The organism is Marinococcus sp. PL1-022 (assembly GCF_033845285.1).
GTDB lineage: Bacteria > Bacillota > Bacilli > Bacillales > Marinococcaceae > Marinococcus.
The window spans coordinates 1671284-1697264 of sequence record NZ_JAWXCX010000001.1; the positions used below are offsets into that span (position 1 = coordinate 1671284).

28 protein-coding genes and 1 riboswitch are annotated in these 25981 nt (G+C 50.4%); of the genes, 5 read left to right on the forward strand and 23 right to left on the reverse strand.

Annotated elements, in window-relative coordinates:
* Nucleotides 1-65 precede the first annotated feature (65 nt).
* From fni to prsW, 9 genes are all read right to left on the reverse strand, one after another.
* Entirely contained in the window at nt 66-1121 is a 1056-nt protein-coding gene (fni, locus tag SIC45_RS08460) for a type 2 isopentenyl-diphosphate Delta-isomerase (protein WP_319631821.1), read from the reverse strand.
* 12 nt (nt 1122-1133) lie between these two features.
* Nucleotides 1134-2288 (reverse strand): 30S ribosomal protein S1, encoded by a 1155-nt coding sequence (gene rpsA / locus SIC45_RS08465; protein ID WP_319631822.1) that lies wholly within the window; start codon nt 2286-2288, stop codon nt 1134-1136.
* A 62-nt stretch (nt 2289-2350) separates the two neighbouring features.
* Nucleotides 2351-2956, reverse strand: a complete 606-nt coding sequence (locus SIC45_RS08470; protein WP_319631823.1) for a lysophospholipid acyltransferase family protein — start codon at nt 2954-2956, stop codon at nt 2351-2353.
* Nucleotides 2946-3632 carry a (d)CMP kinase gene (gene cmk, locus SIC45_RS08475; RefSeq protein ID WP_298785999.1) on the reverse strand — a complete coding sequence of 229 codons (687 nt, stop codon included), beginning with the start codon at nt 3630-3632 and terminating at the stop codon, nt 2946-2948. The genes SIC45_RS08470 and cmk overlap by 11 nt, the downstream gene beginning before the upstream one ends.
* A gap of 159 nt (nt 3633-3791) precedes the next feature.
* Entirely contained in the window at nt 3792-4466 is a 675-nt protein-coding gene (locus SIC45_RS08480; protein ID WP_319631824.1) for a flagellar brake protein, read from the reverse strand.
* Between the two features lie 47 nt (nt 4467-4513).
* Nucleotides 4514-6355: a bifunctional homocysteine S-methyltransferase/methylenetetrahydrofolate reductase gene (locus SIC45_RS08485; RefSeq protein ID WP_319631825.1), complete on the reverse strand. Its 1842-nt coding sequence runs from the start codon at nt 6353-6355 to the stop codon at nt 4514-4516.
* A gap of 26 nt (nt 6356-6381) precedes the next feature.
* Nucleotides 6382-7485 (reverse strand): methionine biosynthesis PLP-dependent protein, encoded by a 1104-nt coding sequence (locus tag SIC45_RS08490; protein WP_298786005.1) that lies wholly within the window; start codon nt 7483-7485, stop codon nt 6382-6384.
* A 92-nt stretch (nt 7486-7577) separates the two neighbouring features.
* Nucleotides 7578-7684: riboswitch (SAM riboswitch) on the reverse strand.
* Between the two features lie 58 nt (nt 7685-7742).
* Nucleotides 7743-7907 (reverse strand): hypothetical protein, encoded by a 165-nt coding sequence (locus SIC45_RS08495; protein ID WP_176967630.1) that lies wholly within the window; start codon nt 7905-7907, stop codon nt 7743-7745.
* Between the two features lie 23 nt (nt 7908-7930).
* Nucleotides 7931-8578: a glutamic-type intramembrane protease PrsW gene (prsW, locus tag SIC45_RS08500; protein ID WP_298786008.1), complete on the reverse strand. Its 648-nt coding sequence runs from the start codon at nt 8576-8578 to the stop codon at nt 7931-7933.
* 103 nt (nt 8579-8681) lie between these two features.
* Here prsW and SIC45_RS08505 point away from each other — a divergent pair, with 103 nt between their 5' ends.
* Nucleotides 8682-9656 (forward strand): asparaginase, encoded by a 975-nt coding sequence (locus SIC45_RS08505; RefSeq protein ID WP_319631826.1) that lies wholly within the window; start codon nt 8682-8684, stop codon nt 9654-9656.
* Between the two features lie 33 nt (nt 9657-9689).
* On the opposite strand, the gene SIC45_RS08510 is transcribed toward SIC45_RS08505, so the two are convergent.
* On the reverse strand, nt 9690-10676 hold the full coding sequence (locus tag SIC45_RS08510; RefSeq protein ID WP_319631827.1) for a YpdA family putative bacillithiol disulfide reductase: 987 nt from the start codon (nt 10674-10676) through the stop codon (nt 9690-9692).
* A 12-nt stretch (nt 10677-10688) separates the two neighbouring features.
* Complete coding sequence (locus tag SIC45_RS08515) at nt 10689-11453, reverse strand: metallophosphoesterase (RefSeq protein ID WP_319631828.1); 765 nt, start codon at nt 11451-11453, stop codon at nt 10689-10691.
* Nucleotides 11454-11637: 184 nt separating this feature from the next.
* Between SIC45_RS08515 and SIC45_RS08520 the strand changes: the two genes are divergently transcribed.
* On the forward strand, nt 11638-11790 hold the full coding sequence (locus SIC45_RS08520) for a hypothetical protein (protein ID WP_298786016.1): 153 nt from the start codon (nt 11638-11640) through the stop codon (nt 11788-11790).
* On the opposite strand, the gene SIC45_RS08525 is transcribed toward SIC45_RS08520, so the two are convergent.
* Genes SIC45_RS08525 through SIC45_RS08535 form a run of 3 tightly spaced genes read right to left on the reverse strand, consistent with a single transcriptional unit; the run spans nt 11771 to nt 14574 of the window.
* Entirely contained in the window at nt 11771-12061 is a 291-nt protein-coding gene (locus SIC45_RS08525) for a hypothetical protein (RefSeq protein WP_298786017.1), read from the reverse strand. The genes SIC45_RS08520 and SIC45_RS08525 overlap by 20 nt on opposite strands.
* Before the next feature lies 1 nt (nt 12062).
* On the reverse strand, nt 12063-13547 hold the full coding sequence (locus tag SIC45_RS08530; RefSeq protein ID WP_319631829.1) for a RecQ family ATP-dependent DNA helicase: 1485 nt from the start codon (nt 13545-13547) through the stop codon (nt 12063-12065).
* Complete coding sequence (locus tag SIC45_RS08535; protein ID WP_319631830.1) at nt 13519-14574, reverse strand: helix-turn-helix domain-containing protein; 1056 nt, start codon at nt 14572-14574, stop codon at nt 13519-13521. Before SIC45_RS08535 ends, SIC45_RS08530 begins: the two co-directional genes overlap by 29 nt.
* Before the next feature lie 172 nt (nt 14575-14746).
* On the opposite strand from SIC45_RS08535, the gene SIC45_RS08540 reads away from it, so the two are divergent.
* The 3 genes from SIC45_RS08540 (at nt 14747) to serA (ending at nt 17480) form a co-directional block, all read left to right on the forward strand.
* Entirely contained in the window at nt 14747-14995 is a 249-nt protein-coding gene (locus SIC45_RS08540; protein ID WP_298786022.1) for a ferredoxin, read from the forward strand.
* Nucleotides 14996-15118: 123 nt separating this feature from the next.
* Complete coding sequence (locus SIC45_RS08545; RefSeq protein WP_022792297.1) at nt 15119-15610, forward strand: inorganic diphosphatase; 492 nt, start codon at nt 15119-15121, stop codon at nt 15608-15610.
* Nucleotides 15611-15863: 253 nt separating this feature from the next.
* Nucleotides 15864-17480, forward strand: coding sequence for a phosphoglycerate dehydrogenase (gene serA / locus SIC45_RS08550; RefSeq protein ID WP_319631831.1), 1617 nt, complete (start codon nt 15864-15866; stop codon nt 17478-17480).
* A gap of 125 nt (nt 17481-17605) precedes the next feature.
* Here the strand turns inward: serA and SIC45_RS08555 are convergent, their stop codons facing one another.
* From SIC45_RS08555 to SIC45_RS08595, 9 genes are all read right to left on the reverse strand, one after another.
* Complete coding sequence (locus SIC45_RS08555; RefSeq protein WP_319631832.1) at nt 17606-18040, reverse strand: hypothetical protein; 435 nt, start codon at nt 18038-18040, stop codon at nt 17606-17608.
* Nucleotides 18037-18624, reverse strand: coding sequence for a cob(I)yrinic acid a,c-diamide adenosyltransferase (locus tag SIC45_RS08560; protein ID WP_319631833.1), 588 nt, complete (start codon nt 18622-18624; stop codon nt 18037-18039). The genes SIC45_RS08555 and SIC45_RS08560 overlap by 4 nt, the downstream gene beginning before the upstream one ends.
* Nucleotides 18625-18638: 14 nt before the next feature.
* On the reverse strand, nt 18639-19958 hold the full coding sequence (locus tag SIC45_RS08565; RefSeq protein WP_319631834.1) for an ABC transporter ATP-binding protein: 1320 nt from the start codon (nt 19956-19958) through the stop codon (nt 18639-18641).
* Complete coding sequence (locus SIC45_RS08570) at nt 19958-21004, reverse strand: iron ABC transporter permease (RefSeq protein ID WP_319632944.1); 1047 nt, start codon at nt 21002-21004, stop codon at nt 19958-19960. Before SIC45_RS08570 ends, SIC45_RS08565 begins: the two co-directional genes overlap by 1 nt.
* Nucleotides 20985-21932, reverse strand: a complete 948-nt coding sequence (locus tag SIC45_RS08575; RefSeq protein ID WP_319631835.1) for an ABC transporter substrate-binding protein — start codon at nt 21930-21932, stop codon at nt 20985-20987. The genes SIC45_RS08570 and SIC45_RS08575 overlap by 20 nt, the downstream gene beginning before the upstream one ends.
* Nucleotides 21933-21951: 19 nt before the next feature.
* Entirely contained in the window at nt 21952-22686 is a 735-nt protein-coding gene (locus SIC45_RS08580) for a class I SAM-dependent methyltransferase (RefSeq protein ID WP_319631836.1), read from the reverse strand.
* Nucleotides 22687-22707: 21 nt separating this feature from the next.
* Nucleotides 22708-24453, reverse strand: coding sequence for an ATP-binding protein (locus SIC45_RS08585; RefSeq protein ID WP_319631837.1), 1746 nt, complete (start codon nt 24451-24453; stop codon nt 22708-22710).
* Nucleotides 24450-25169, reverse strand: a complete 720-nt coding sequence (locus SIC45_RS08590; protein WP_022792306.1) for a response regulator transcription factor — start codon at nt 25167-25169, stop codon at nt 24450-24452. Before SIC45_RS08590 ends, SIC45_RS08585 begins: the two co-directional genes overlap by 4 nt.
* A 92-nt stretch (nt 25170-25261) precedes the next feature.
* The gene (locus tag SIC45_RS08595) at nt 25262-25975 is read right to left on the reverse strand and encodes a pseudouridine synthase (protein WP_022792307.1); all 714 of its coding nucleotides are present in this window, start codon (nt 25973-25975) and stop codon (nt 25262-25264) included.
* Nucleotides 25976-25981 lie beyond the last annotated feature (6 nt).

Below are 25981 nucleotides of genomic sequence, written 5' to 3' on the forward strand. Positions count from 1 at the left end.
TGTATCCAGCGGGTAAAACAAGGAAAAACCAGGCAGCAAAATGCGCCTGGTTGGTTTTTCTCCCCTTATATCGAACGGCGGCTGTATACAGACGTATCAATGCCTCGCTCCTTCAGCCAGTGGGCTGTGTCCCCGCGCAGAACCACTGGTGCCCTTTGCAGTTCCTTAATGTTTTGAGCTCCAACTGCCGTCATTACTGTTTTCAGTTCCTCCTGTATCTGCCGGAGAAAAGAAGCAGCGCCTTCCGCTCCGCTGTTTTTCGCTTCTCTTAGGACGGCTCCTGCCATTCCACTGGCGCTCCCTCCAAGGGCAATAACCCTTGCAACATCCAGGCCGTGTCTTACGCCCCCTGAACCGATAACGCTGCCGGGATGCCAGGCATGCACAGTTTCAGCGATAGCGGCTGCTGTCGGGATGCCCCATTGATCGAAGAAAGCAAACGGACGCTCCCGTCTTTTGTTTTCAATCATGGAAAAATTCGTCCCCCCGCTGCCACCAGCGTCAATAACGGCTACCCCGGAGCTTCTCAGCTTAACTGCCGTTTCAAAGGAAATCCCAAACCCTACTTCTTTTACAATTACCGGAACAGAAAGCTCACTTGCAATCCGTCCGATCCGCTCCAGGGCTCCCTGAAAGTCCCTGTCACCTTCAGGCATAACAAGCTCCTGGATGACATTCAAATGAATCTGAAGAGCATCAGCTTCAATCATTTCGACCGCCTGCACCGCCTGGTCAACGCTTACCTCACTTCCTGTATTGGCAAAAATAATACCATCAGGATTTTTTTCCCGTACGATTCTGTATGTATAGGATTCCTGCTCGTTTTTGATGGCCGATGTTTGAGAACCGACTGCCATAGCAACGCCGGTTGCTGCTGCAGCTTCTGCCAGTGAAGCATTAACAGCGGCTGTTTCGCCGCCGCCTCCACCCGTCATTGCATTAATAAGAATCGGCGAACTTAACGAAAGTCCGCCGATTTCTACTGATGCATCTGTATAAAGAGAAGCTGAGTCAGGCAGACTTTGATGGACAAATTGAATGTCATCTAAACTGCTTTCGGCTGAAAAACCTGTGGATAAAGCATATTCAATGTGGTCCTGTTTCCGCCTAGCCCTTGACACAAGCAAATCTCCTTACTTTTTATATTTTTTCAACTGATCGCCGACCATATCTCCAAGGGAGAAGCCCGCATGATCTTCTTCCGGTGCTTCGTATTCGCTTTGAACCTTCGAATCACTGGTTTCAGGATTTTCAAGTTCTCTGATGCTTAACGAAATACGGTGTTCGGCAGGGTTAATATCAAGCACTTTAGCCGTTACTGCCTGACCCTCTTCAAGAACCTCTCCCGGCGTTCCGATATGACGGTTCGCAATTTGGGAAATGTGAACAAGGCCTTCCACTCCGGGAGCCACTTCAACGAATGCACCAAAGCTGACAAGCCGTTTTACCTGGCCGTCGATAACGTCCCCGGCTTCAATTTGTCCTTCAATGGTCGTCCATGGTCCAGGAAGGGTATCTTTAATCGACAGAGAAACTCTTTCGCTGTCCGGATCAACAGCTAAGATTTTCACTTCGACCTCATCGCCTTCGTTGACGATTTCTCCTGGTGATTCTACCCGGTGATGGGCCATTTGCGAAATGTGGACAAGACCGTCGACACCGCCGACATCCACAAATGCGCCAAAGTTAGTCAGGCGCTGCACTGTTCCTTTCACCGTATCTCCTACATTCAAGTTTTCAAGCACTTCTTTCTTCTTCACTTCGGCCTCCTCGTCCAGAACGGCACGCTGAGATAAAATCAGCTTGTTTTCTTCCGGATCTATTTCTGCAATTTTTAGTCTTAATGTTTTTCCCTGATAATCTGAAAAGTCTTCCACATAATATCTTTCCACGAGCGAAGCCGGGATAAAGCCGCGCACGCCCAGATCGACTACAAGCCCGCCTTTGACAATTTCAGCCACCTGGGCCTCAATAACATCGCCGGATTCATACTTTTCCTGAAGCTCGCCCCAGGATTTATCGGCAAGTGCTGCCCGGCGGGAGAGAACCAGCTCATCATCTTCCATTTTTGTTACTTTGAATTCGAGCTGATCTCCTTCCTTGAGCACATCGTCTACTTTCTCCACGTGCAGGCTGGAAAGTTCGCTGATCGGAATAACCGCATCCACTTTATAGCCGGCATCCGCGTACGCCTGTTTCTCTTCCACCTTTGTTACTGTGGCAGTAATGATATCTCCCACGTTAAACTCTTTCATACCTTCAAGTTCGTTGTTCATTTCATCTGCCATTGACCATTGCCTCCTTCAGTGTCCTTAAATCCTGCCTATGGGGTTTTGGGGATTTTGAGGAATTAACCGGACTGCAGCCGGCTGGTGCCTGTCTTCGCCTGCTGATGAACGGCTTTGATTTCTTCCATGATTACTTCGGTCGCTTCTTCAGCTTTCGCTTTATTCGTCCGAAGGTCCTGCATGGGCACCGGCTGGCCTATCACTACGTTCACACGCCGGAATAAACCGTAGCGGCCGCTGATAGCAACCGGAACTACTGCCGCGTCTGAACGGAGAGCAAAAAAGCCGGCACCGGTTAATCCTTTTCCTATTTCCCCGCTTTTACTCCTAGTACCCTCAGGAAAAAGACATAAAACCTGTCCCTCGTTTAAAAATTGAATTCCCTGTTTCAATGACTTTCGGTCCACTACGCCTCTGCGGACGGGAAAGGCTCCGACAAAATACATAATAAAACCGAGAATTTTTTTATTAAACAATTCGCTTTTAGCCATAAAGTGCACTTTTCTGCGAATATGAGTGGCAAGCAGAGGGGGATCAAAGTTGCTGATATGATTCGAGCAGATGAGAACCGGCCCTTCCTTCGGCACGTTTTCCCTTCCGGTCACCCGGACGCGCATAAAAATAACCGCAAGAAAGTAGGCAGAATACTTTACGATATTATACATCATGGGAGTAATTCACCTTCTCTTCTGCAAGCGCTGTGATCCTGCTGATAACTTCCGGAATGGTAAGAGCGGTGGTATCAATCTCCACAGCATCCTCTGCTTTTTTTAACGGTGAATGCTCTCTGGATTTATCGAATTCGTCCCGGTGAATGATCGCTTCGTAAATTTCATCGTAATCCGCCGGCGCGCCCCGCTCCTGCATCTCCTTGTACCTTCGCATTGCACGCTCCTCTGCAGAAGCAACCAGGAATATTTTCAATTCCGCATCCGGAAGGATAGTAGTGCCGATATCCCGGCCATCGAGCACCGCCCCTTTTTCTGCCGCAAGCCGGCGCTGCTTAAGGGCCATTTCCTCACGCACCCCAAGGTGGGCCGCGGTCAGAGATACTACGCTGTCCACTTCACTCGTGCGGATAGCTGCAGAAACATCTTCCCCGTCGAGGTAGACTTCACTCACTCTCGGATTGCCCACAAGGCGGATATTGGCGGCTTTTAACAGCTCCGTCATTTTCCCGCCGTCGTCCAAGGGCGTGCCTGTGCGCAGCGCCTTTAACGACAGCGCCCGGTACATTGCTCCTGTATCGATGTATGTATAATCAAGCTGAACGGCACATCCCTTCGATACAGTGCTCTTTCCAGCACCGGCCGGCCCGTCGATCGCAATATTGATTTTTCTCATCCTCCTGCACCCCGCCCATTAGATTGTTGAACATTTAGCATTTGCTCATCATTTTCAAAACTAACATATTTCGCCCCGTTTGCATATATTGTACCTGCCGAACTTTTTATTTACCGGTGCTTTACAAAAAGAAAAAGACCGCTCCGGCGGCCTAACGCACTAGCTTCCTATTCGTTTTTCCTGATTCGCTGCGGCCCGCTGTCGTTCAAAACAGTACCGGATTACTGCCTGACGCTCTTTTTCAGCAAGATCCAAAAACTCCATGCTTGCCCGCTTCGGCCGGCGTTCTTCTTTTTCCAGTACTCTTCTTACCGCAGCAGTACAATGCAGGTAATGCATCGCCCCATCTTCCATCGGGAAAGCGAGCGTAATCTGTACCTGTTCATCTTCAAGCAGCTTTGCTTTTGACGGCACGACGATCATGCATCCACCGCCGCTCACATTTACCGTAACCGTGGTGAACGGGCGGTAATGGCCGTGAACAGCTGCATTGACGCCTGCTTCCACACGCACGTAGTTTCTTCGCTGCACCCGCTGCCATTCCTTTTTCGCAGGACGTTCAATGATCAGGGCCGGTATACGCCCCTTTTGGCGGGAAAGTACTGTCGAGCGAAACGAATAAACAGCGCTGTCCTCCCCGACGAACCAGACGTGGACGGCTCTTCCTGCGTGAAAGGAAGTAATTTTACCGGTCTCTCTTTCCGAAGGCATGGCAATCGTGAACGTGTGTTCATCTGCATCAAGCAGCTGGGATTTATATTGGATATCATTGTCATGTGGTGCTTTCGTTTTTATATTTTCATGCAGATGCCAAACGCTTCCAATCTCGTACAATAGCTAAAACCCCTTTTACTAAATATATCGGATAGAAAGAAAAACTGTTAAATTTCAGTTACGCCGGCACTGGTCTCCTCCCGAACATATTTCGTCAGTTCGGCCGTAATTTCATAGCGCAGAAACGGCGTAATTAAATAAATGCCATTAAAATAGCGGAGCGTTTCATCAATTAGTTCTTTTGCGATAGCGATACCTTCCCGTTGGGCTGCTTCAGCGTCATCCCCGCAGGCCGCCATCCGTTTTCGCGTGTCTTCCGTCAATTGAATGCCTGGCACCTCGTTATGAAGAAACTCTGCATTTCCCGCGCTCACAAGAGGCATGATGCCGATAAAAACAGGCGCCTTCAGCTCCTTTACCGCTTCATGAATTGTTTTAATCCGGTTTATATCATACACCGGCTGAGTCATAAAATAATGCGCGCCTGCATTCACTTTCTTTTCCAGTCTTTTTACAGCTTTATCAATATGAAGCACATTGGGATTGAAGGCTCCCCCGATGGAGAAATTCGTTTTTTCCCCGAGGGATTTCCCGGAAAACAACCGTCCTTCGTTCATTTCCCGGATCAGGGAAATAAGTGATACGGAGTTGGCATCATACACAGACTTTGCCCCCGGAAAATCCCCAACCTTCGAAGGATCACCGGTGATTGCCAACAGATCCCGCACGCCAATGGTATGAAGCCCGAGCAGATGCGACTGTAGGCCAATCAGGTTCCGGTCCCGGCAGGCGATATGCAGCAACGGCCGGGCAGAGGTCTGCTGCTTAAGCATCGCTCCCATTGCGAGATTGTCGATACGGGGGGACGCAAGGGAATTATCGGCAAGCGTAACCGCATCCGCCCCTGCGTCATGAAGCGCCTGGGAGCCGCGTATGAATTTTCCAGTTTTCAGCTTTTTCGGCGGGTCAAGCTCCACGATAACTGTTTTTTCACTTTTTACTTTTTCATGGAGAGGCACGAACGGTTCCTTATCGGCTGTCGCCTCAGCCACCGCAGTCTCCACCTTCACCGGACGCTTCGTTTTTTCCGGAGCGTCGTGTTTGACCGCTTCCGCTATCATGCGGACATGCTCAGGCGTAGTGCCGCAGCAGCCGCCAATCAGACGGATGCCCTGCTCTTTAAAACGGAACGCCTGCTTGTAAAAGTACTCGGGGTTGGACTGGTACACGTAACGGCCGTCGTACCAGTTTGGCAGACTGGCGTTAGGGTAGGCGGAATAATACGCCCGGTCGGTCAGTTCCGCCTGCTCCAGTGATTTCAATATATGATACGGGCCCATCCGGCAGTTGAGCCCGACCACCGAAGCTCCGGCATCCTCAAGTCGGCTGAAGGCTTCACTGATCTGCACTCCCCCGTGCATGACCCCGACGTCTCCAAGCGCCACCTGGGCAATAATCGGGATTTCTGCATCTCTGCTCCGAATGTAGCGGACGATCTGCAGAAGCTCCGGCAGGTCATAGAACGTTTCAAGCAGCAGGCCATCCACCGGTTCCGCCAGCAAGATATCCACCTGCTCCTGCAGCGCTTCTCTTAAAAAGTCATCCGAATGTTCGCTCACCTGAACGCCTTTTATACCGCCGACCGTAGCAAATACATACGCTGAGCCGCCGGAGGCATTTCTCGCCAGCTGCACGCCGGCCCGGTTAATATCCTGCACTTTATCTTCAAGGCCGTAGCCTGCAAGCTTCACCCAGTTCGCTGCATAGGTGTTCGTCTGTAAAATATCCGCCCCGGCTTCTGCGTATTCCCGGTGAGCATGCTCCACAGCCTCAGGATCCGTTAAATTCATGGCTTCAAACGAGCCCTTATAGCCCTTCTGGTACAGATACGTGCCCATGGCCCCGTCACCGATCAAAATCGAGGAATCGAGTTTTTCGAGTACGTTCATAGCTTTGCCCCTCTCCTGCTTATGAGTTACAGCGCTCTGAGCGCCTGTTCGAGATCTTCAATTAAATCGTCCTTATCCTCTATGCCAATGCTGAAGCGGAGAAGACGGTTATCAACACCGTTATGGACCCGTACTGCTTCCGGCATGTCTGCATGCGTCTGCGTTGCCGGGTACGTAATAAAGCTTTCGACTCCGCCCAGACTTTCTGCGAACGTGATGATTTTAATGTTTCGCAAAAATGAATCCACCCACTCTTCGTTTTCAAGACGGAAGGAAAGCATGCCTCCCCGACCCGAATAAAGCACATCTGTTACCTTCTCGTGACGGCTGAGGTACTCTGCGATCGCTTTTCCGTTTTCTGTATGCTGCTTCATGCGGAGCTTTAAGGTTTTCATCCCGCGCATAAGAAGCCAGGAGTCAAACGGGCTTAAAATTGTTCCCATGCCGTTTTGAAGCGCGCCAATTTTTTCAGAAAGCTCGTCCACGTTTGATACAATCAGCCCGGCAATCAAATCATTGTGGCCGCCCAAATATTTTGAGGCCGAGTGCACCACAATATCAGCACCTTCTTCTATCGGACGCTGAAGCACCGGCGTATAAAACGTATTGTCTACAATGAGCCAGGCCCCGTGCTTTTTCGCGAGCAGCGAAAGCTCCTTCAGATCTGCTTCCTGCATCAGCGGGTTTGTCGGCGTCTCAATAAACAGGGCCTTCGTTTTATCTGTTATCAGCTGTTCAAAGGCTTCGAGATCCCTCGGGTCGCCGTATGTAACCGTCACGCCCCAGTGCCGCCATCCCTCCTCGAACAGACGGTATGTACCGCCGTAAATATCGCTTGTTGCAATCACTTCATCACCGGTTTCAAATATCGCAAACAGCGTCTGGATAGCAGCCATCCCCGAGCTTAGGGCAAACCCATGTTTACCTCCTTCAAGCGCAGCGATACCGTTTTCAAGCAGATCTCTCGTCGGGTTAGCCGTCCGGGAATAGTCGTATCCTGTGGACTCTCCGATGCCTGTATGCTTATACGCTGTGGAAAAATAAACAGGCGGGTTGATCGCCCCGGTCCGCGGGTCAGAATTATTCCCCAGTTGTGCCAGGATGGTTTCTATCTGCAGTTGCTTTGACATGTCACAGCCCTCATTTCTTTAAAATTAATGCATTAAATGTACGAAAAGGCCTTCTTCCTTAGACAGAAGAAGACCTTGGCATGCAATACTTCTTCTCATCTCGCAAGCACAGCTTGCAGGAGTTAGCACCTGACCGCATTGCCTGCGGCTGGTTGCTGAGACTTCCAAGGGCCGATCCCTCCATCTCTCTTGATAAGAAACGTTATATGATTACTTTCCAAAGTACAGGAAACGAATTGATATTGCAAGCAGCCTTTTTATTCCGGCGCAATATCCACGTGCAGCTGGTTTTCATTACCACAGACGCAGCGGCGAAAACCCGTTTCCATTTCCCCGGCCTTGTTCTTTCTGCCGCGGAGAATATACTTTTCCCCGCATTTCGGACAGCGGATAACAACGCGGTAACGGCGGTCTTCTGACATAGTAGCTTCGTCCTTTCGAGTTGTTATTTCGCATTGGCTTTATTTGCTTTCGACAACGCAAACCACCACAAAAATAGCATGAACGGGACAAGATAATACAGAATATTGCCTAGAGAAGCACTCAGTATATAGTCGTACAGCCCGTGGAAGATAAGCGGAATAGCGAGAGCAAGGAAAAAAGAGAAGAAGCGCCTGCCATGACGGGAGGCGCGCTTCGCTGATACCGCATAATACCCCATAATCACACCCAGGAGCGCATGCACCGTTACCGGCAGCAGAGCTCTTGTGACAGCCGTTTCAATGCCGTTTGCAATTAAGTACAGGATGTTTTCAAGTGAAGCAAAGCCAAGCGACAGGGAAAGCCCGTAAATAACGCCGTCGTATGTATTTTTAATCGGGGCAAATCGAAGCACAAACGTATACAGCAGGAAAAACTTGATGCCTTCCTCAAGTACGGCAGCCTGGGTATACTGCGCCGCAAAAAACGGTATGCTTACCCCTTCCGTTTCAAGCGCATGCTCGATCACAAGTACCGGGAACACAATCAGTACCCCTATGACAAACGCACGGATGACCGGCAGCCTCCGCTCTACGTCCGCCCGGCGTTTTAATGTGAAATATAACAGTAAAGCAACAGCCGGCGCCAGGGCCGCCATAATCAGTGCGATCACCTTTCGTTCTCACCCTCTCTTGTTAAACGTATCGTATCATGCTATGTTCAGATTCGTAAAAGAATAATGCCACTCACAGCCGAGCCGACGAGGAGGAATTGAAATGAAAAAAATACTGGTTATTCACACAGGCGGCACGATCGCCATGACCCAGACGGAGGAAAGCGGCGTGGAACCGGGGCTTCACAATCCGTTAAGCCACTGGAGCCGTATTGCCAATCAAATTGCTGAAATTGTGACGAGCGATTTCCTGCATCTGCCGTCCCCTCACATTACTCCGGAGCACATGCTTTCTTTGCACGAGCATATGCTTGAGAAGCTTTCCGAGGATACATATGACGGCGTCGTTATTACCCACGGCACCGACACCCTGGAAGAAACCGCCTACGCGCTCGATCTTTTTCACGACAAAGACCTGCCGGTGGTAGTGACGGGTGCTATGCGCTCAAGCAATGAGATCAGCGCTGACGGCCCTCAGAATTTCCTTGCAGCAGTCCGCACCGCCGCAAGTGATAAAGCCCGGAAAATCGGTGTTCTCGTCGTTTTAAACGAAGAGATTCATTCTGCAAAAAACGTGACAAAAACCCATTCATCCAACATCGCCACTTTTCAGAGTCCGCAATATGGACCACTCGGCTTTGTGACAAACAACGAAATATTTATTCATCACTATCCGGTGAGCCGGGAGCATTTTTCACCGGTCCATATGAACAAGAAGGTACTCCTCTTAAAAATGGCAGCCGGCATGGATGCTGCTTTACTTTCCCCGCTGCTTGACCAGCCTCTTGACGGTATTATTATCGAAGCATTCGGTCAGGGCAACATTCCTCCAACCATCGTGCCGCTGATTGAGAATTCGATTGCCAAACAGGTGCCTGTGGTTCTTGTCTCCCGCTGCCACAGCGGTGTGGTCCAGGCCACCTACAGCTACGAAGGAGGCGGCTACCAGCTGAAGCAAAAGGGCGTTATTTTTACGAACGGGCTGAACGGCCAGAAAGCGCGCCTGAAGCTGCTCGCTGCCCTGGATGAAAAGCGGCCGCTCGAAGACATACGCGACTGTTTTGAATATATTGAATAGCCTCCCCCTCCATATTAAAAAGCCACCAGTTTTTCAAAACGAAGTGGCTTTTTTTCGTGCTATATTTTCCGCTATTTTTTCTCCATGAAAGCGCCCGTTTTCGATAAATATCTCGTTTGCTTCATCACCGGCAGCGATGACTCCGGCAATATAAATGTTTTCCCGGTTTGTTTCCATCGTTTCTTCGTCAAAGGACGGACGGCCCGACTGTTCATCAACGTCGATACCGAGCTGGCGGAAAAAAGCTCTTGATGGATGATAGCCGGTCATGGCGAAAACAAAGTCAGCAGGTACGGAGCTGGAGACGCCCCCCTGCTCATAAACAACCTGGTCAGGCTCAATACGCACCACGTCTGCTTCAAACTCCATATGGGCTGCACCGCGCCGGACCATTGCCTGAAAATCCGGAAGGATCCACGGCTTGATGCTTTTGGAATACGCCTCTCCCCGGTAGAGCACCGTCACCTGTGCGTTCACCTGCTCAAGGGCAAGAGCAGCATCCACAGCTGAATTTCTGCCGCCGATAATTACGACCTGCTGGTTAAAGTGAGGATGGGCTTCTTCAAAGTAATGCTTTACATGCGGCAGGCTTTCTCCAGGCACGCCCATATGGTTTGGGTTATCGTAGTAGCCTGTGGCTATAATAACGTGAAGAGCTTCCCACTCCCGGGTCCCGCCCTGAAGCGTTTCGGTTTGAACCAGGTAGCCGTCGTCCGTTTCCTGGACCGTCTGTACTTCCTCATAGTTATAAATACGGAGTTTTTCCGCTTCCGCTACCTTGCGGTAATAAACCAGAGCCTCCTGGCGCCGGGGCTTTCGGTCTACCACCGGGAAGGGATGGCCGCCGATTTCGAGTTTATCCGCAGAGCTGAAAAACGTCTGATGGACGGGATACTCGTAAATACTGTGAACGATATTTTTCTTTTCTATGATAGCCGCATCAATTCCCCTGCGCTTTAAAGCGATAGCTGCCGACAGACCGCATGGCCCGCCCCCAATAATAATTACTTGTTCCTTCATATTCATACTCCTTTATTCGCTGCTGAAATGGCTGTTTGTCAGCACAAACAGGTGTGTTTCCGCCGGGGCGCCGTGGCGCATCGGTATGCTGGTCGTGCCGTAGCCGTTGCTGATAAACAAAGCCTGGGAGGTTTCATCGTACCAGCCTCCCTTTAATTTCGGCCCCCAGCCAAACAGCCGGATCTGTCCGCCATGGGTGTGGCCGGTAAGCATATAGGCCGCACGTCCGGAAAAAGGGCCGTACCGGTAATACGCTTCCGGGTTGTGGGCGATAAGCAGGTCTGCCTCCGGCAGACCTGCCGGGTTACGGTAGGATTCGTAAAAGCGTTCCTCCCCGAAGGCAGCAATGGTAAAAGCACTTTCGTTCAACGTATACGCTTTTTTTTCGAGAATTTCGATTCCTTCCTGATGCAGCAGCGGCCTCAGCCATCTGCGGCCCACCTGCAGGTCATGGTTCCCCCAGACAAACAGGACCGGTGCATAGTTGCGGAGCAGGCGTAGATTCTGTCTGATACGTTCAGCCGGCACCCCGAGCTCGGCCAGATCGCCTCCGATAATAATCAGGTCAGGCTCCCGTTCGAGCTGCCGGAATAATGCAGGTGACACCCGCCGGCGGTGAATATCGGTAATGAAAAAGATGGAGCAGCCCTCCACCTCCGGCGGCAGATTCTTGTAATCAAGCTCATGAGTTCTCACTTTGTTCTGCCATGTTTCCTGCAGGACCCTGCCGGCATACAGCACAGAAAAAAGAAGAGGAGCCAGCAGCCATTTTTTCATGATGGAACCCCTCTTTTCCTTTATAAAATTTGAACGTTTCCGGACAATTTAAAAACGAGTATACGTATACCGTTTATCTCCGCTATACTTGTGTAAGGGAAAAATTGACCGGAAAGAAGGTATTTAAACGATGGATCTTATTGTCTTTTTAGCAGGAGCCGCTTTATTTGGAGGAGGCTTTTTTTTGCTTTTATATTTTTTATTCAGAAAAAAACCGCTCACCTGGCCATTTGTATTAATGATCTTTGGCGTGATCGCCTGCTTTGTCGGTCTTCTTCTGTCTTCACCGCTGACTGAAACAACCGCCGCGTTCATTTCTACTGAAACATACTTATGATAAACGGGGATGCCAGGGCGGTAATGACAATAAATATAAATGCAGCCAACAGCGTATGGGGAAGAGTCAGCATGGGGCTCTCTTCTTCATCGGGTTCTTCATCTTTTCCAGAGTAACGTGAACGTCTTGAAGCCTCCTGATTTTCCTCTTCATTTAAAGTCTCCCCGCCCATACTGCCCCGGCGGCGGCCGAGGCGGCTCCGCTCTGCGTCCGGATGCTTTGCATTTTCCTCCGCACCGGCGTTTCGCCTTTCCATGCGTGTTTTATTCATGCTACGCTCTCTCCCTTCCGAAAAACAGCTCCTGCAGTCGTGTTTCCCACGGTGCTGTTTCTTGTTCTCTCTCTACTCCCTGAGGCTCACGAAAAGGAACACTGCCCCCGCACCTATCGCAGCAGGGCTCGGGACGTTTCCTTAAAGCTTCCCCAAAAACCTGCAGTAATAAACGTCTCCGGCAGGCTTCGTTATTTTCCAACCATTGTATCATAGCCTTGAGCTTTTTCTGCTTTTCAAACCATCGCTGCTGCACCTGCTTTTCCAATTCTTCATGAAGCTCTCCCCGGCGCTTTCCTGGATATTTATCAAGATAGTACGCAAGAAACCGGGCAGCAGTTTCTGTCCATCCCATTCTATTTATCAGATCATCTGTTATTTCTCCACGGCTGCTTCCGGCTGCCGTTTCCAGTGCAGGGCCGAGTTCATTAACAGGGGGAAGCTCCGATTCCATCAGCATCTGCGGAATAATAATGTCTTCCTCCAGGTAGAGCACCGCTGCCCATGCCTGCCTTCCGTCCCTTCCCGCCCTTCCGATTTCCTGAATATACGATTCTGCGTCTTTTGGAAAATGATAGTGAAGAACAAATTCGACGTCGGCTTTATTCAGCCCCATCCCGAAGGAATTTGTGCACACAACGACATCCAGATCGCCGTGTAAAAACTGCTGCTGAATCATTAATCTGGCCTCATTTTCGAGTCCGCCGTGGTACGCCTCCACCCGGTGGGATGTTTCTTTCTGGAGCAGCGCTTTAAGCTCTTCGCATCTTTTCCGGCTCGATACGTAAACCAGGCCGGGGCCCGGAGCCTTCTGGACGAGCCTGATCATTTCTTTTTTCTTTTCCCGTTCGTCTCTGCACTGCTGAACAAACAGAGCGATATTCTCACGATCCACCGAATGAATGTACTCCGCCGGCTCTTCCATCTGCAGCTGCTTTTTGATGTCAACCTGCACTTCCGGTGTCGCCGTTGCCGTAAAAGCTGCCATACATGGACGTCCCAGCGCTTGCCGTACCGACCCGATTTTCAAATAATCCGTCCGGAATTCATGCCCCCACTGAGAAATACAGTGAGCCTCATCCACTACCATCATTGACACTTTTACCGTCTTCAGCCGCTCTACGATAAACGGCAGTGAAAGAGCTTCCGGGGAAATATACAAAAGCTTTAACGACGAAAGCCGGCCCAGCACCCGGGATTTTTCCTCCGGGGTCATAAAGCTGTTGTAGGCGGCAGCTGTTTTAATATGTTTCGCCCGCAGCTCCTGAAGCTGATTATCCATTAATGAGAGCAGCGGGGAAACGATAATCGTCAGACCGTTCTTCATTAAAGCGGGCAGCTGAAAGCAGATGGATTTGCCGCTTCCAGTTGGCAGAACAGCCAGGGTGTCTGTATCTGCAAGCAGCGCATCCACAATTGGCTTCTGGTATTCATGCAGAGAAGGAAAGCCAAAGTATTTATTCAGCGCTTCTGTTTTTCCGCTCACCTTTCTCCCCTCCTTTTGCCAGTGCAAGCCGGATCGCAAAATATGTGACATCAACATCCAGCTGTTCTTTCAGCGCTTTCAGCTTAAACGTATCAAGAGATGCAGCTGTCCGGCGTATTGCTTCCTGCTTTTCTGGCGGCACCAGATGATCAATGGAAAATTCTTCGACCTCACCCGCAATTTCCACGAAATGGTCTTCAATAGTGCTCTCCTTTAGCCGCCGGGCACGGGCGATTCCATCGAGCGTCATTCCTTGATTTATGAAATTAAGCGTCTTTTCAGCTGTAACGGTAAGCTTAGGATTCCCTTCGGTATCCAGGCATTCATGAAGCACCGTCCCCGGTTGGTTTTCCGCTTTTTTTATTAAAGAGTGCACAGCCCCCTGAAACAAGTACTCAATTTCAGCCTTTTCCCTGCCCTGGAAGCGTGCTATCTGCTCGGTCGTTTTCCCGAGATTTTCCACTCCTGTCAGCCTGTACGCAAATATAAATGCCTGCACCTCTTTCAGTTCATGCAAACAATTCTTCACTTCTCCATATAACCTGTTCATAACAGTATATTTTTCCGGGCCCCAGGCCGCAAGCTTTCGTTTCACCCACTTCTGCGCTGCCACGTCCTGAATAATAGGAACAAACTGTTTTTTCTGCTGATACAGGTGGGAGAGCGTTTGAATCAACAGAGCAATCCTCCTCCAAAAATGCCGTCCCGTGTCACGGTATGTCCATCCGTCAAAGCCCGCCTCCTCTACTATCTTCTCCCACGGCTCGATGGCAGCGGAAGCCTCAGCACCCGGTACTCCTCCGGCCTTCAGCCAGCCGCGTTGGTAAAAAGAGGCGGTAAGGCGTTTAAATTGCGGCTTATCAAGTGCAGGAACCGCCCCGAACAGATCCTTTGATTGAAACCATTTGGCATCCGTGATCGTCTGGGAGGAGCGTTTCCCGGACAAAAGATGATAGGCAGAAGCGTCTGTACGCTCTCCGCGGAGCCTTTTTAATGCTATCAGGATCATCGCCTCTTGAAACAGCAATACGCCTCTTCCTTTCTATTCGTTCATCAAAATGCCACACGTTAGGCTGTGCGGGGCATTTCATATCTGTTGAAAAGTTTATCATGAAGAAATACAATATGGAATAGACCTTACGACGCTCTTCGCTCAAGCGCATAAATTTATAGATATTTAATCATATGGAGGGACACAGATGGCGAAATACACCATTGTTGATAAAGATACATGTATCGCCTGCGGTGCCTGCGGAGCAGCAGCTCCCGATATTTTCGATTACGATGAGGAGGGCCTGGCCGAAAATATTGTCGATGACAACCAGGGCACAGAAAGCATCCCGGACGACCTTGAAGAGGATATGATCGACGCTTTTGAAGGCTGCCCGACCGATTCCATCAAAGTCGCGGAAAAACCGTTCGCCGGGGATCCGTTTAAATTCGAATAAGCACCGTTCCTCCCGGCGTCCGGGAGGTTTTTTTACAGATTCTTTCCCCTGCCTTTCTTCCATGTTTCATTCCTGCTATAATGCAGAAGATGTTTACTATACATACTGAAGGAGGAGATTGCCTTGGCAGAGAACAAAGAAGTGGAAGTACTTATTGAAATTCCGACAGGCAGCCAGAACAAATACGAATTTGACAAAGATAAAGGGGTCTTTAAACTCGACCGCGTACTATTCTCCCCGATGTTTTATCCAGCAGAATATGGCTACATCGATGATACGCTTGCGCTCGACGGCGATCCGCTTGACGTACTCGTACTTGTTACCAACCCAACCTTCCCAGGCTGCGTCATTGACGCGCGGGTCATCGGCTATTTAAACATGATCGATGATGGGGACGAGGACCAGAAGCTGCTGGCTGTGCCAACGGAGGACCCGCGTTTTGAAGGAGTAACTACGCTTGATGACGTACCCCAGCACAAGCTTGATGAAATCTCCCACTTTTTCCAGACGTACAAAGAGCTTGAAAAGAAAACGACTAAAATCGGCGGCTGGGAAAACGAAGCAGAAGCAGCTAAGCTTGTGCAGGAATCCATCGACCGCTACAACAACCAGTAATTATCAAACGGGCCGGCAGCGGGTATTTTCTGCCGCCGGTTTTTTATACATGCGCGTAACCGAAGAGGCTGAATACCAGTCTCTTTTTCGTATTTCCGGCGGCGTCAGGTAAATTGACACCTGTACTGGAGTATGATAAAGTTCTTCCCAACTACGCATAGACATTTGTCCTCCAGAGAAATACATTTGGACATTTAAAGCACAAAACGTTATCAAACTTTTTGTGAATGAACGAACAAGGGAGTGGAGTAACATGCAGAAAACTATGAACGAAGAAGAAACAGCAACCAGCAATCAGACGTTTCGTGTGCTTGTATCCGATTCGATGAGCAGCGAGGGCCTCGCCCCGCTTCTTGAAAGCGATCAGGTACAGTGCGTTCAGCAGCACGTTGATGATGCAGAAGGACTCGATTCGTTTGATGCCCTGCTCGTCCGGAGCGGCACCACTGTCACAGCAGAAGTAATGGATTCCATGCCAAACCTCCGCATCGTAGCCCGCGCCGGTGTCGGAGTGGATAACATTGACATCGATGCCGCTACCAAACGAGGGGTTGTGGTGATAAATGCCCCGGACGGCAACACAATCTCCACGGCCGAGCATACATTTGCCATGATGGCTTCGCTCGCCCGGAAAATTCCGCAGGCGAACGCTTCACTGAAATCCGGTGAATGGAACCGTAAAGGCTTCCAGGGAACGGAGCTTCGTGGAAAGACGCTTGGCATTGTAGGCTTCGGCCGTATTGGTTCGGAGCTGTCCAAGCGGGCCCAGAGCTTTGAAATGAGCGTCATCGTGTATGATCCGTTTTTGACAAAGGAACGGGCAAACGAAATGGGCGTAGACCTCCGGGACTTCGAAGAGCTGCTCGGGGAGGCGGACGTAATCACCGTTCATACACCGCTCACCAAGGATACAAAAGGCATGCTTGGCCACGAGAACCTTGGCAAAACAAAGCCTGGAGTTATGCTTTTAAACTGCGCCCGCGGCGGCATTATTGACGAAGAAGCACTCGCCCATTATCTCGAAACCGGCCATGTGGCTGGCGCGGCCCTTGATGTTTACGAAGAAGAACCGGCGAATGAAAACCCTCTCGTCGCGTTTGACCAGGTCGTCAGCACGCCGCACATAGCCGCTTCAACAAAAGAAGCCCAGTTAAATGTGGCTTCCCAGGTTTCAGACGAAGTGCTTCAGTTTCTGCAGGGGCTCCCTGCCTTAAACTCTATCAATCTCCCGACAATGTCAAAAGAAAAGTTTGAAGCGATACGCCCGTACTATGAATTTGCCCGCCGCATGGGTAACATCATGTCCCAGAGCGTAAAAACGCCTGTTCAGGAGCTGAACGTACGCTACAGCGGAAACGTCACCGACCTTGAAACGTCCATTCTGACCCGCTCTCTGCTCGCCGGCTTTCTCCAGAGCCGCATCGACGCGCCGGTTAACGATGTGAATGCTTCCACCATCGCCAAGGAGCGGGGCATTGACTACGGGGAGCAGTTCGGATCCCAGTCGCTCGGCTATTCCAACCTGATTCAGGCGACCGTCGAAGGTGAAGGCCGTTCGTTTGCGCTGTACGGCACGTATGTGAAGGAATACGGCCCACGTATTGTCCGCATTAACGACTTTAATGTCGACTTCTATCCGACCGGTCATCTTATTTATATCCAGCATACGGATAAGCCGGGGGTTATCGGTAAAATGGGACAAATTCTGGGACGGCATCAGATTAACATTGCCACCATGCAGGTGGGACGCCGTGAGGAAGGCGGCGAAGCCATTATGATGCTCGCCGTTGACCGTGAAGCCAACCAGGATGTGGTAAAGGATTTAACGTCCATTGAAGAAATTTCTCTGGCCGACACGATTGAACTATAGCAATAATACAAAAAGGCGTGCCCGCGGGCACGCCTTTTTTTGTACAGTTTTCCTTCTATCTGTTTTTTTTAAAAATCTTTTAGTGATATCAAAAACGACGGGCCCAGGCCCGTCGTTTTCACTTTTTATGCTTTTGGCCACAAATAGCCAAGCAGTTCATTAAGCTGTTTTTCCCGGTTTTCATGCAAAAAAGCACTACCACTGCGGGTAATAAATGCATGCTTCCCGTCTTTTTGAATCCACTGCTTCTGCATGGCCATCTGTTCTAAAAAGCAGTAGATAAAAATATGCTTCGTTTTAATATGCTTCCCGTGCTTTTCCAGCTTCAGCGACTTCTCCATGACTTTCCAGAAGCGCCGGTGGATATGCCCATCCTCATCAAGCCGGATACGTCCATGCACCTTCAGACGGGTCAGAAAGAACAAACAAGTATCCAGCAGCCAGTTGTCCCGCACCACTGGCCCACTCTGCTCATTCAGCCAGCGTAGCAGCCCGACGTCAATGAAAACATCTTCACCGCTCAGCTGTGTTTGAATAGTCTGCTCCGGAAGCTGCTTCATTTTTTGTTTTTCCTATCCTGTTCCGTAGTAAATACTTCTGCGCTTCGTTCATATTCAACGTCTGCTTTGCCCGCCCGGCTGTTCGCAATTCTCGCGGCACTGAACAGGTAATCCGACAGGCGGTTTATATACATAAGCACCGGTGCGGGCACGTCTTCGGTTTCGCCTGCACGAACAAGCTCCCGTTCTGCCCGCCTGCAAACGGTGCGGGCAAGGTGAAGCTCCGCCGACAGCGGCGTGCCCCCCGGAAGAATAAATTTTTTCAGCGCCGGGGCTTCCTCCGTGTATTGGTCAATCCGGCGTTCGAGCCATTCCACGGTGGAATTATAAACTTTACGTACCGCCTCAGCCCTTATGTCAGCGACATCACTGCCACAGTCAAACAATTCATGCTGAATACGCTCAAGATCCTTTTGCAGATCTGTCCCGCTTTTTTCCTCCACCGCCATCAACTGCGCCTTGCCAATCAGTGCGTTGACTTCTTCAAAGCTTCCAAACACTTCAACTCTGGCATCGTCCTTTTTTCTTTTTCCGCCCACCACGGAGGTGTCTCCGCTGTCTCCCTGTTTGGTATACAGCTTCATGTATATCATCCTTTCTATCCGGAAGCCGAATTGTAGTCATCTAACACTGATTCTATCAATTCTCCGATGTGAAGGTAGTGCCAATGTAACTGTTCTTCCGAGAATGCTTCATTTTTTTTTACCGGCGCTGTCACCATAATTTCTTTTAGTGCCCGGGGAGAAAGTCCGTGACATTCACGGGCATGCATCCATTCGAATGCTTTTCTTTGCATGTACAGCTGTAAGGCTGAAATCTCCGAGGCCGGCCAGCCTTCGGCCATGTGGAGCCACAGAAAGCATGATCGTCCGGAACCAAAAACAGCCTCCCGGCTGCCTGTGCTTTTTCTCCATACTCGCATGTCCTCTGAAAAATGGATGGTGTGGGCCAGCTGTCCATCAGCAGAAATATGTACAGCACCGTTGATTGTATCCACTGAAAACACCGTTCCATAAACCAGCTTTTTTAAGGAAGGGGCATACACATTTAAAGCTGTACGTGAGACTGCTTCCATTTGATGCGGTGCTTCCGACCATGAAAGCCGGGCATCCGGGCTTTCACTTTCCGGCTGCGGCGGGCGCCAGTGCACGGCTGGTGTTTTTATTTCATGCTGCAGACTGACATGAATATCGGCCTGGTACACTTGGGCCAAACGGCTTTCGGTAAAAACAGCCGTCGGTTCATCAAACGCTTCCACCCTGCCCTCTGAGAGCATCAGCACCCGGTCACAGTACAGAGCAGCTGCCTGAATATCGTGCATTACAACTACCACAGCCCGTTTTTCTTCTAAAATCCAGCTGCGAATATAATTCAACAGTTCAATACGATAGTGAATATCGAGATGGTTCGTCGGCTCGTCGAGCAGCAGACACTCGGGCTCCTGTGCAAGCAGTCTTGCAAGCAGCACCCGTTGTTTTTCGCCGCCACTTAACGCGTGGAATGAATGGAATCTTTTAGCCCACACCTGCATCTGCTGCATAGCGTTTTGGATGACTTGTTCGTCTTCTTTATTATTCGCTGCCGGCCACAGGCTTTTTCGATAAGCATACCTTCCCATCTCTACGACCTGGCGGACCGAATAGGCTGCTGTTAATTCGTCAAACTGCGGCAGATAGGCGACAGTCTTTGCTCTTTCCGAAGAAGTGAACGAGCTCAAAGGGATGTTTTTATACCGGACGCTCCCGGCGGCCGCTTCATGCAGACCAGCCATCACACGAAGCAGTGTAGACTTTCCGCTGCCGTTCGGCCCGACAATACCGATCATCTCTCCGGCCTCGACGTTAAAGGAGACCCGGTCAACGACCGTACTCCTTTTTCCGTAGCCGGCAGTTACGTTTTCGACTTGGACTACCCCCATTACTGCCACCGCCTTCTTCGCTGATAAAATAAAAGCAGGGCAAATACTGGCGCTCCGGCCAGAGCCGTAATCACCCCGACCGGCACCTCTGCCGGAGCAGCTGCCGTGCGTGCGATCAGATCCGCAAGCGTTAAAAACACTGCCCCACCGCCAAAAGACAACGGCAGCAGATGTTTATGATCCGGCCCCCACAGAAGCCGGATCATATGCGGAATCACGAGCCCTACAAAACCAATAGTGCCCGAAACAGCAACCGCTCCTCCTGTCAGTACTGATGCGCCGACTAGAAGCAGCAGCCTTGTCCTCGCTACATTTACCCCTACCGAGGAAGCACTGTCTTCGCCAAACGCAAATGCATTGAGCGCGCGTGCCTGTGGAAGCAAAAGCAGCACTCCCCCCAGCAGACACGGAACAATCAGCTGAAAATAATCCCATCCTCTGCGGCTTACGCTGCCAAGCAGCCACTGAATAATCCGGCGGAGCTCTTCTCCGCTGAACGCAATCAACAGCGACATAAAGGCGCTGAGAAATGCAGTGATGATAATACCCGCAAGAATCATTGTTTCAGTGCGCACTGCCCGTTCCACGGAATAAACAAAAAGAAGCAGCACAGCAAGCGTTAAAAAACCGCAGATAATGCTGACTACCGGCAGGGTAAACCCGCCAAGCAGAGGAATCTGCCATCCGAAATACAATACCGCCACCGCCCCAAGCGAGGATCCCGAGGAGACGCCAAGCGTATAAGGATCGGCAAGCGGGTTTCGCAGCAGTCCCTGAAAGACAGCTCCTGCCAGTCCCAGTGCCCCTCCCACTGTGGACGCCAGGAGTACACGCGGCAGCCTCACCTCCTGAATAATCGCTGCAGCACCGGCCTCTGTTTCAAGTGAGATAGGAAGAAAGGGGAAAAACTGGTTTAATACCGCTCTAATGCTTACAGATAAAGGTACTGCCACACTACCGGCGGAAACGGCGAGAAGCAGCACCCCGGTAAACGCTGCAAGCATAAGAAGGTAGGCACCTGTGTAATTATTTTTCAACCATCGCATCCGGATGAATTCTTTCTGCCATTTCTTCAAGCCCTTCAGTAAGACGCGGACCCGGACGGCTCACTTTATCGCTGCTCAATGCGTACACTTCTTCATTTTCCACCGCAGGCAAAGCTTCCCAGCCTTCTCTTGAGGCAATCATTTCAAGCGGCTCCTCTTCTGTCGGATACGTTGTTAAAATGACATCCGGGGCAGCATCAATAATTTCTTCTTCGCTCACCATCGACCATCCTTCCAATTCGCCGGCAGCGTTGTCTGCATGAACAGCAGTGAGCATTTCATCAATAAACGTGCCGCTTCCTGCGGTATACAGATCAGGGGAGGCCCCTACCTCCACATACACCTGCGGGCTGGCATCAGCTTCTTCGGTCGCTTCCTTTACGTCTGATACATCTTCTTTCATTCCATCGACAACATCACCGGCTTCCTCTTCCTCCCCGATGGTGCTTCCTATCAATTCGATGCTGTCATATACAGCTTCAAACGACTGCGCGTCCGGCACGGTAACTACCGGAATTCCCGCTTCCTCCACCTGGGAAAGAGAGTCTTCAATGCCGGAGGAGGCGTGGGCAAGCACCACATCCGGCTCCATAGCAATTATCTCTTCAATATTTGGTTCCAGGCCTGAACCGACGCTTTCGACGTCAGTAACTTCCTCTGGATATGTATCCGCATCGGTTCTTGCTGCAATCCGGTCAAGCGCTCCCAGCTCATAAACTATTTCCGTATTGCTCGGCATCAAGCTGACAATCTCCTCAGGCTCCTTGTCGAGCGTCACTGTCTCTCCGGAAGCATCCGTCACTTCAATAGGTTCTGTGTTTTCATTATTGCTGCTGTCGTTCCCGCTTTGACCGCCGCTTTCTCCATCAGTGCTGCAGGCAGCAAGCGCACCTGCTGCCGGTATTATCATCAGTGCTTTAAATTTCATCCATCTTCTTCCTTCCTGCTTATTGTTCTGCAAGCTGGGCAATAAATATCTGCCTCGGGGAAGCTTCGAGTTGAAAAGGAGAAGCATCGTAATCGCCGTAAAAAGCATGAATTTGCAGTCCGTGCGCTTCCATCATGCTGCGCAGCTGGCTTTCCTGATACATTTTCACTTTTTCCATGTACCTTCTGGTGGAATCCCCCTCTACGATACTGATGCGTTTTACGACAAATTCATCCTGAATACTCCGCTCCTGATAAATTTTCAGTCCATCCTTTACCGTTTCATCCCGGGGGACAATATGCTGCTTAATATACTCTGGGTTTAAATAATCAAAAACAAACCACCCTCCCGGCTTCAGCGCGGAGGCCGCCTGCTGAAATATCAGCTCGTTTTCTTCATCATCCGGAAAGTAGCCAAAGCTTGTAAACAAATTAAAGGCCAGATCGTATTCCTTCCGGATCTGGACGTTGCGAATGTCGCCACGCTGGTATTGCACTGCCAGTCCGTTCGTCAATTCAATTGCTTTTTTCAGCAGTGCCGGCGAGAGATCGATGCCGGTAACGTCCACGCCCTTTCTCGCCAGCCAGCGTGCATGGCGCCCGTTTCCGCAGCAAAGGTCGATAGCCTTGGCGCCGGGCGTCAGCGGAATTTTTTCCATAATCGCATTCAATTCACTGGCCGCTTTCGTTTCGTCGCGGTGATCGTACACTCGTAAATAGTCTTCCTGAAAGTGTTCTTCGTACCAAGCTTTCATGCTGAACCGCTCCTCTGGGCTTTACTTATTCGGCAGGTCAATATAAAACGTTGTTCCTTCCCCAGGCTCACTTTCTGCTGCAATAGCCCCGTGATGGGCATCGACAATGTTTTTGACAATGGCAAGGCCGAGCCCGGTGCCTCCCTTGCCCCGCGTTCTTGCTTTGTCTGCTTTATAAAAACGTTCAAAAACATACGGCAGGTCCTCTTTCGAAATTCCGCTGCCTGTGTCACTCACTTCCATATGCAGGGACTCGGCGTTTACAGCCCTGATGGTAATCGACCCTCCTGCTTCGGTGTGACGGATCGCGTTATGGACCAGGTTTGTGAGAATCTGCTCTACCCGGTCGACATCGATAAAGGCGTATTCTTCCGGAGCGTGCAGATCCAGGTCGAGCTGCACCTCCGATTCATCGGCAAGACCCTGGAATTTCCGCTCCACCCGCTGAAAGAAGGAGGTGACCTCCTCCTCTTCTTTTTCAAGCTTCAGGTAGCCGGCCTCCATTCGGGCAAGATCCAGCAGTTCATTCACCAGGCGTCCCATCCGCAAGGATTCATCGTAAATGATGCGGCCGATTTCTTTCTTTTCTTCCTCCGTTGCTGCAATATCATCTACGATGGCTTCACTGTACCCCTGGAGCATGCTGATTGGTGTCCGCAGTTCATGAGAGACGTTGGCAATGAAGTCCTTACGCAGCTTATCGTGCCGGCGTTCTTCTGTCATATCCCTGACCACGGCTACCGCACCACGCACATCTTCGTTGCCGTAAAGCGGGGTAACAAGCACCGCAAAGCTCCGGCCCTGCACCTCAAATTCATCAAGCTGCTCCATTTCTGTCTCCACTGCTTTTTCAAACAGACTGATAACCTCCGCCGGGAGCGAGCTTGCTTCCTGTTTATCCTCGAGCCGGTTTAAACGGATAAAGTAGTCTGCCGGGGGATTGGTCAGAACCATCGTCCCCCCCCGGTCAAAGGTGATGACCCCATCAGCCATGCTGTGCAGGATGCGGCTCAGCTGCTCTTTTTCCTGATTTAAGGCTGTCAGGTTATGTGAAAGCTCCCGTCGCATCCGGTTAAACGCATTGCCAAGCTGGCCGATTTCATCGTTGCTTACTACAGGCACCTTGGAGTCGAAATCCCCTTTCAGCACATTGAGGGCAAGCTCGCGCATTTTCCGTAGAGGTGCTGTAATACGGGTACTCAGAAAAAAAGCAAAAACGGTGGTTAAAATAATCGCAATACCGGCCGAAAGCAGAATAATCTGCTTTGTTTCCCCAGTGGTCTCTTCAATGACCGAGAGTGACTGGTACACATATACTTCCCCCTCGCGGCCGTCGTTAGTTGTAAACGGCTCGCCGACAGCAAAAATCTCGTCCTCTCCGCCATCCATGGAAAAGGTATCATGAACCGTCACCTGCTCCCGTTCTCCGGCCACCCGCCCGAGCTCATTACTATTCTGAATATCAGAGGCGGCCAGGCCGTCCCCTCCCCCTGATCCATACCAAAGGTCTCCATCGATAAATACCATCACTTCCGAATTGTACGTGCCGGCAATCTGATCAATGACCGGCTGCGAACTCTCAGGGGAGTTTTCATCCTGAAGCGCTGTGGCGATGATTTCAGCATTGTTAGTCAGCTGGTTCTCTGCTTCGGAAATATTAAACTGCTCGAAAAACTGAAGCAGCAGAATAGTAAGAATTAACAGGACCACCGTTAGCAGTCCAAGTATAGTCAGCCAGAGCTTTCCGACGACACTGCGCCAGATCATTGCTTTTGCTCCACCTCGAATTTATAGCCGACGCCCCATACTGTGGAAATCATGTCTGCCGCGTCTTCAGAAACCTTATTCAGCTTTTCACGCAGTCGCTTGACGTGCGTATCCACCGTCCGGAGATCCCCGAAGAAATCATATTTCCAGACGTCTTTTAAAAGCTGCTCCCGGGAAAATACTTTATCCGGCGACTGGGCCAGATACAGCAGCAGCTCGTACTCCTTCGGTGTCAGGCCGATGATTTTATTGTCCACCGTCACCCGGTGGGCATCGTTATCAATTGTTAAATGGGGGAAAACCAGCACTTCATTGGCAGATGCTTCCGGCTTCATATATTTGGTGGACGATGAACGCCGAAGCAGTGCTTTCACACGCAGCGTTACCTCGCGCGGACTGAACGGCTTAACGATATAGTCATCCGCCCCTACTTCAAACCCCTGTACTCTGTTGGATTCCTCTCCTTTAGCTGTCAGCATAATGACCGGCGTCGCTTTCGTTTCACGCAGCTGTTCACATACTTCTTCGCCGTCCATGCCGGGAAGCATTAAATCAAGCAGGATAACGTCGTAATCCTTTTCCAGGGCCATCGCAAGCGCGTCCTCTCCGTTTTCCGCCTCTTCAATCAAAAAATCTTCGCGCTCCAGATACATCCGGATAAGCCGGCGGATCCGGGCCTCATCGTCTACGACTAATATGGTTGTCTGCTGGTCCATGAAATCCTCTCCTGTCTAAAAAGCTTATGCATTCATTTTACCCGCCCCCAGACCGAGATTCAAAGCGGCAGATCTGAAACATTAATGAACTTTTAGGCCAGATCCTTAAGCTGTTTAACTTCCTTTGGCTTCAGCGGCCGGGTTTCACCTGGGTTCATTCCGAGCAGATCAAGCATGGCGTACTGCTCGCGCTTCAGCTTTTCCACCGGGTGGCCGATCTTTTCGAACATGCGGCGGATCTGGTGATTTCTTCCTTCATGGATCACAATTTCAATAATCGAGCTGTTGCCTTTTTTATTGGCGGATTTAACATTCACCTTCGCAGGGGCCGTTTTTACCCCGTCAAGCTCAATGCCGTGACGGAGAAGCTGCAGCTTTTCTGCTGACGGTTTCCCCGTCACCTTTGCGATATACGTTTTTTTTACGTTGCTTTTTGGGTGCATCATTTTATTGGCGAACTCGCCGTCATTGGTTAAAAGCAGCAGTCCGGAGGTATCGTAATCCAGCCGGCCGACAGGAAAAATACGCGCCTTTACTTCGGGAAAGAAATCGGTGACCACTTTGCGGTTTTTATCATCTGCTACCGCAGAAATAACCTGCTTTGGCTTGTACAGCAAATAATAGACCGGCTCTTCCTTCGTGAGCGGAATGCCGTCCACTTCCACCTGATCGTGGAGCCCGACCTTACTGCCGAGCTCTTTGACTGTTTTGCCGTTCACCTTTACCCGGCCGTCCGTAATATAATCTTCTGCTTTTCTTCTTGAAGTGATGCCGGCCTGGGCAATCACTTTTTGTAATCTTTCCATAAATAG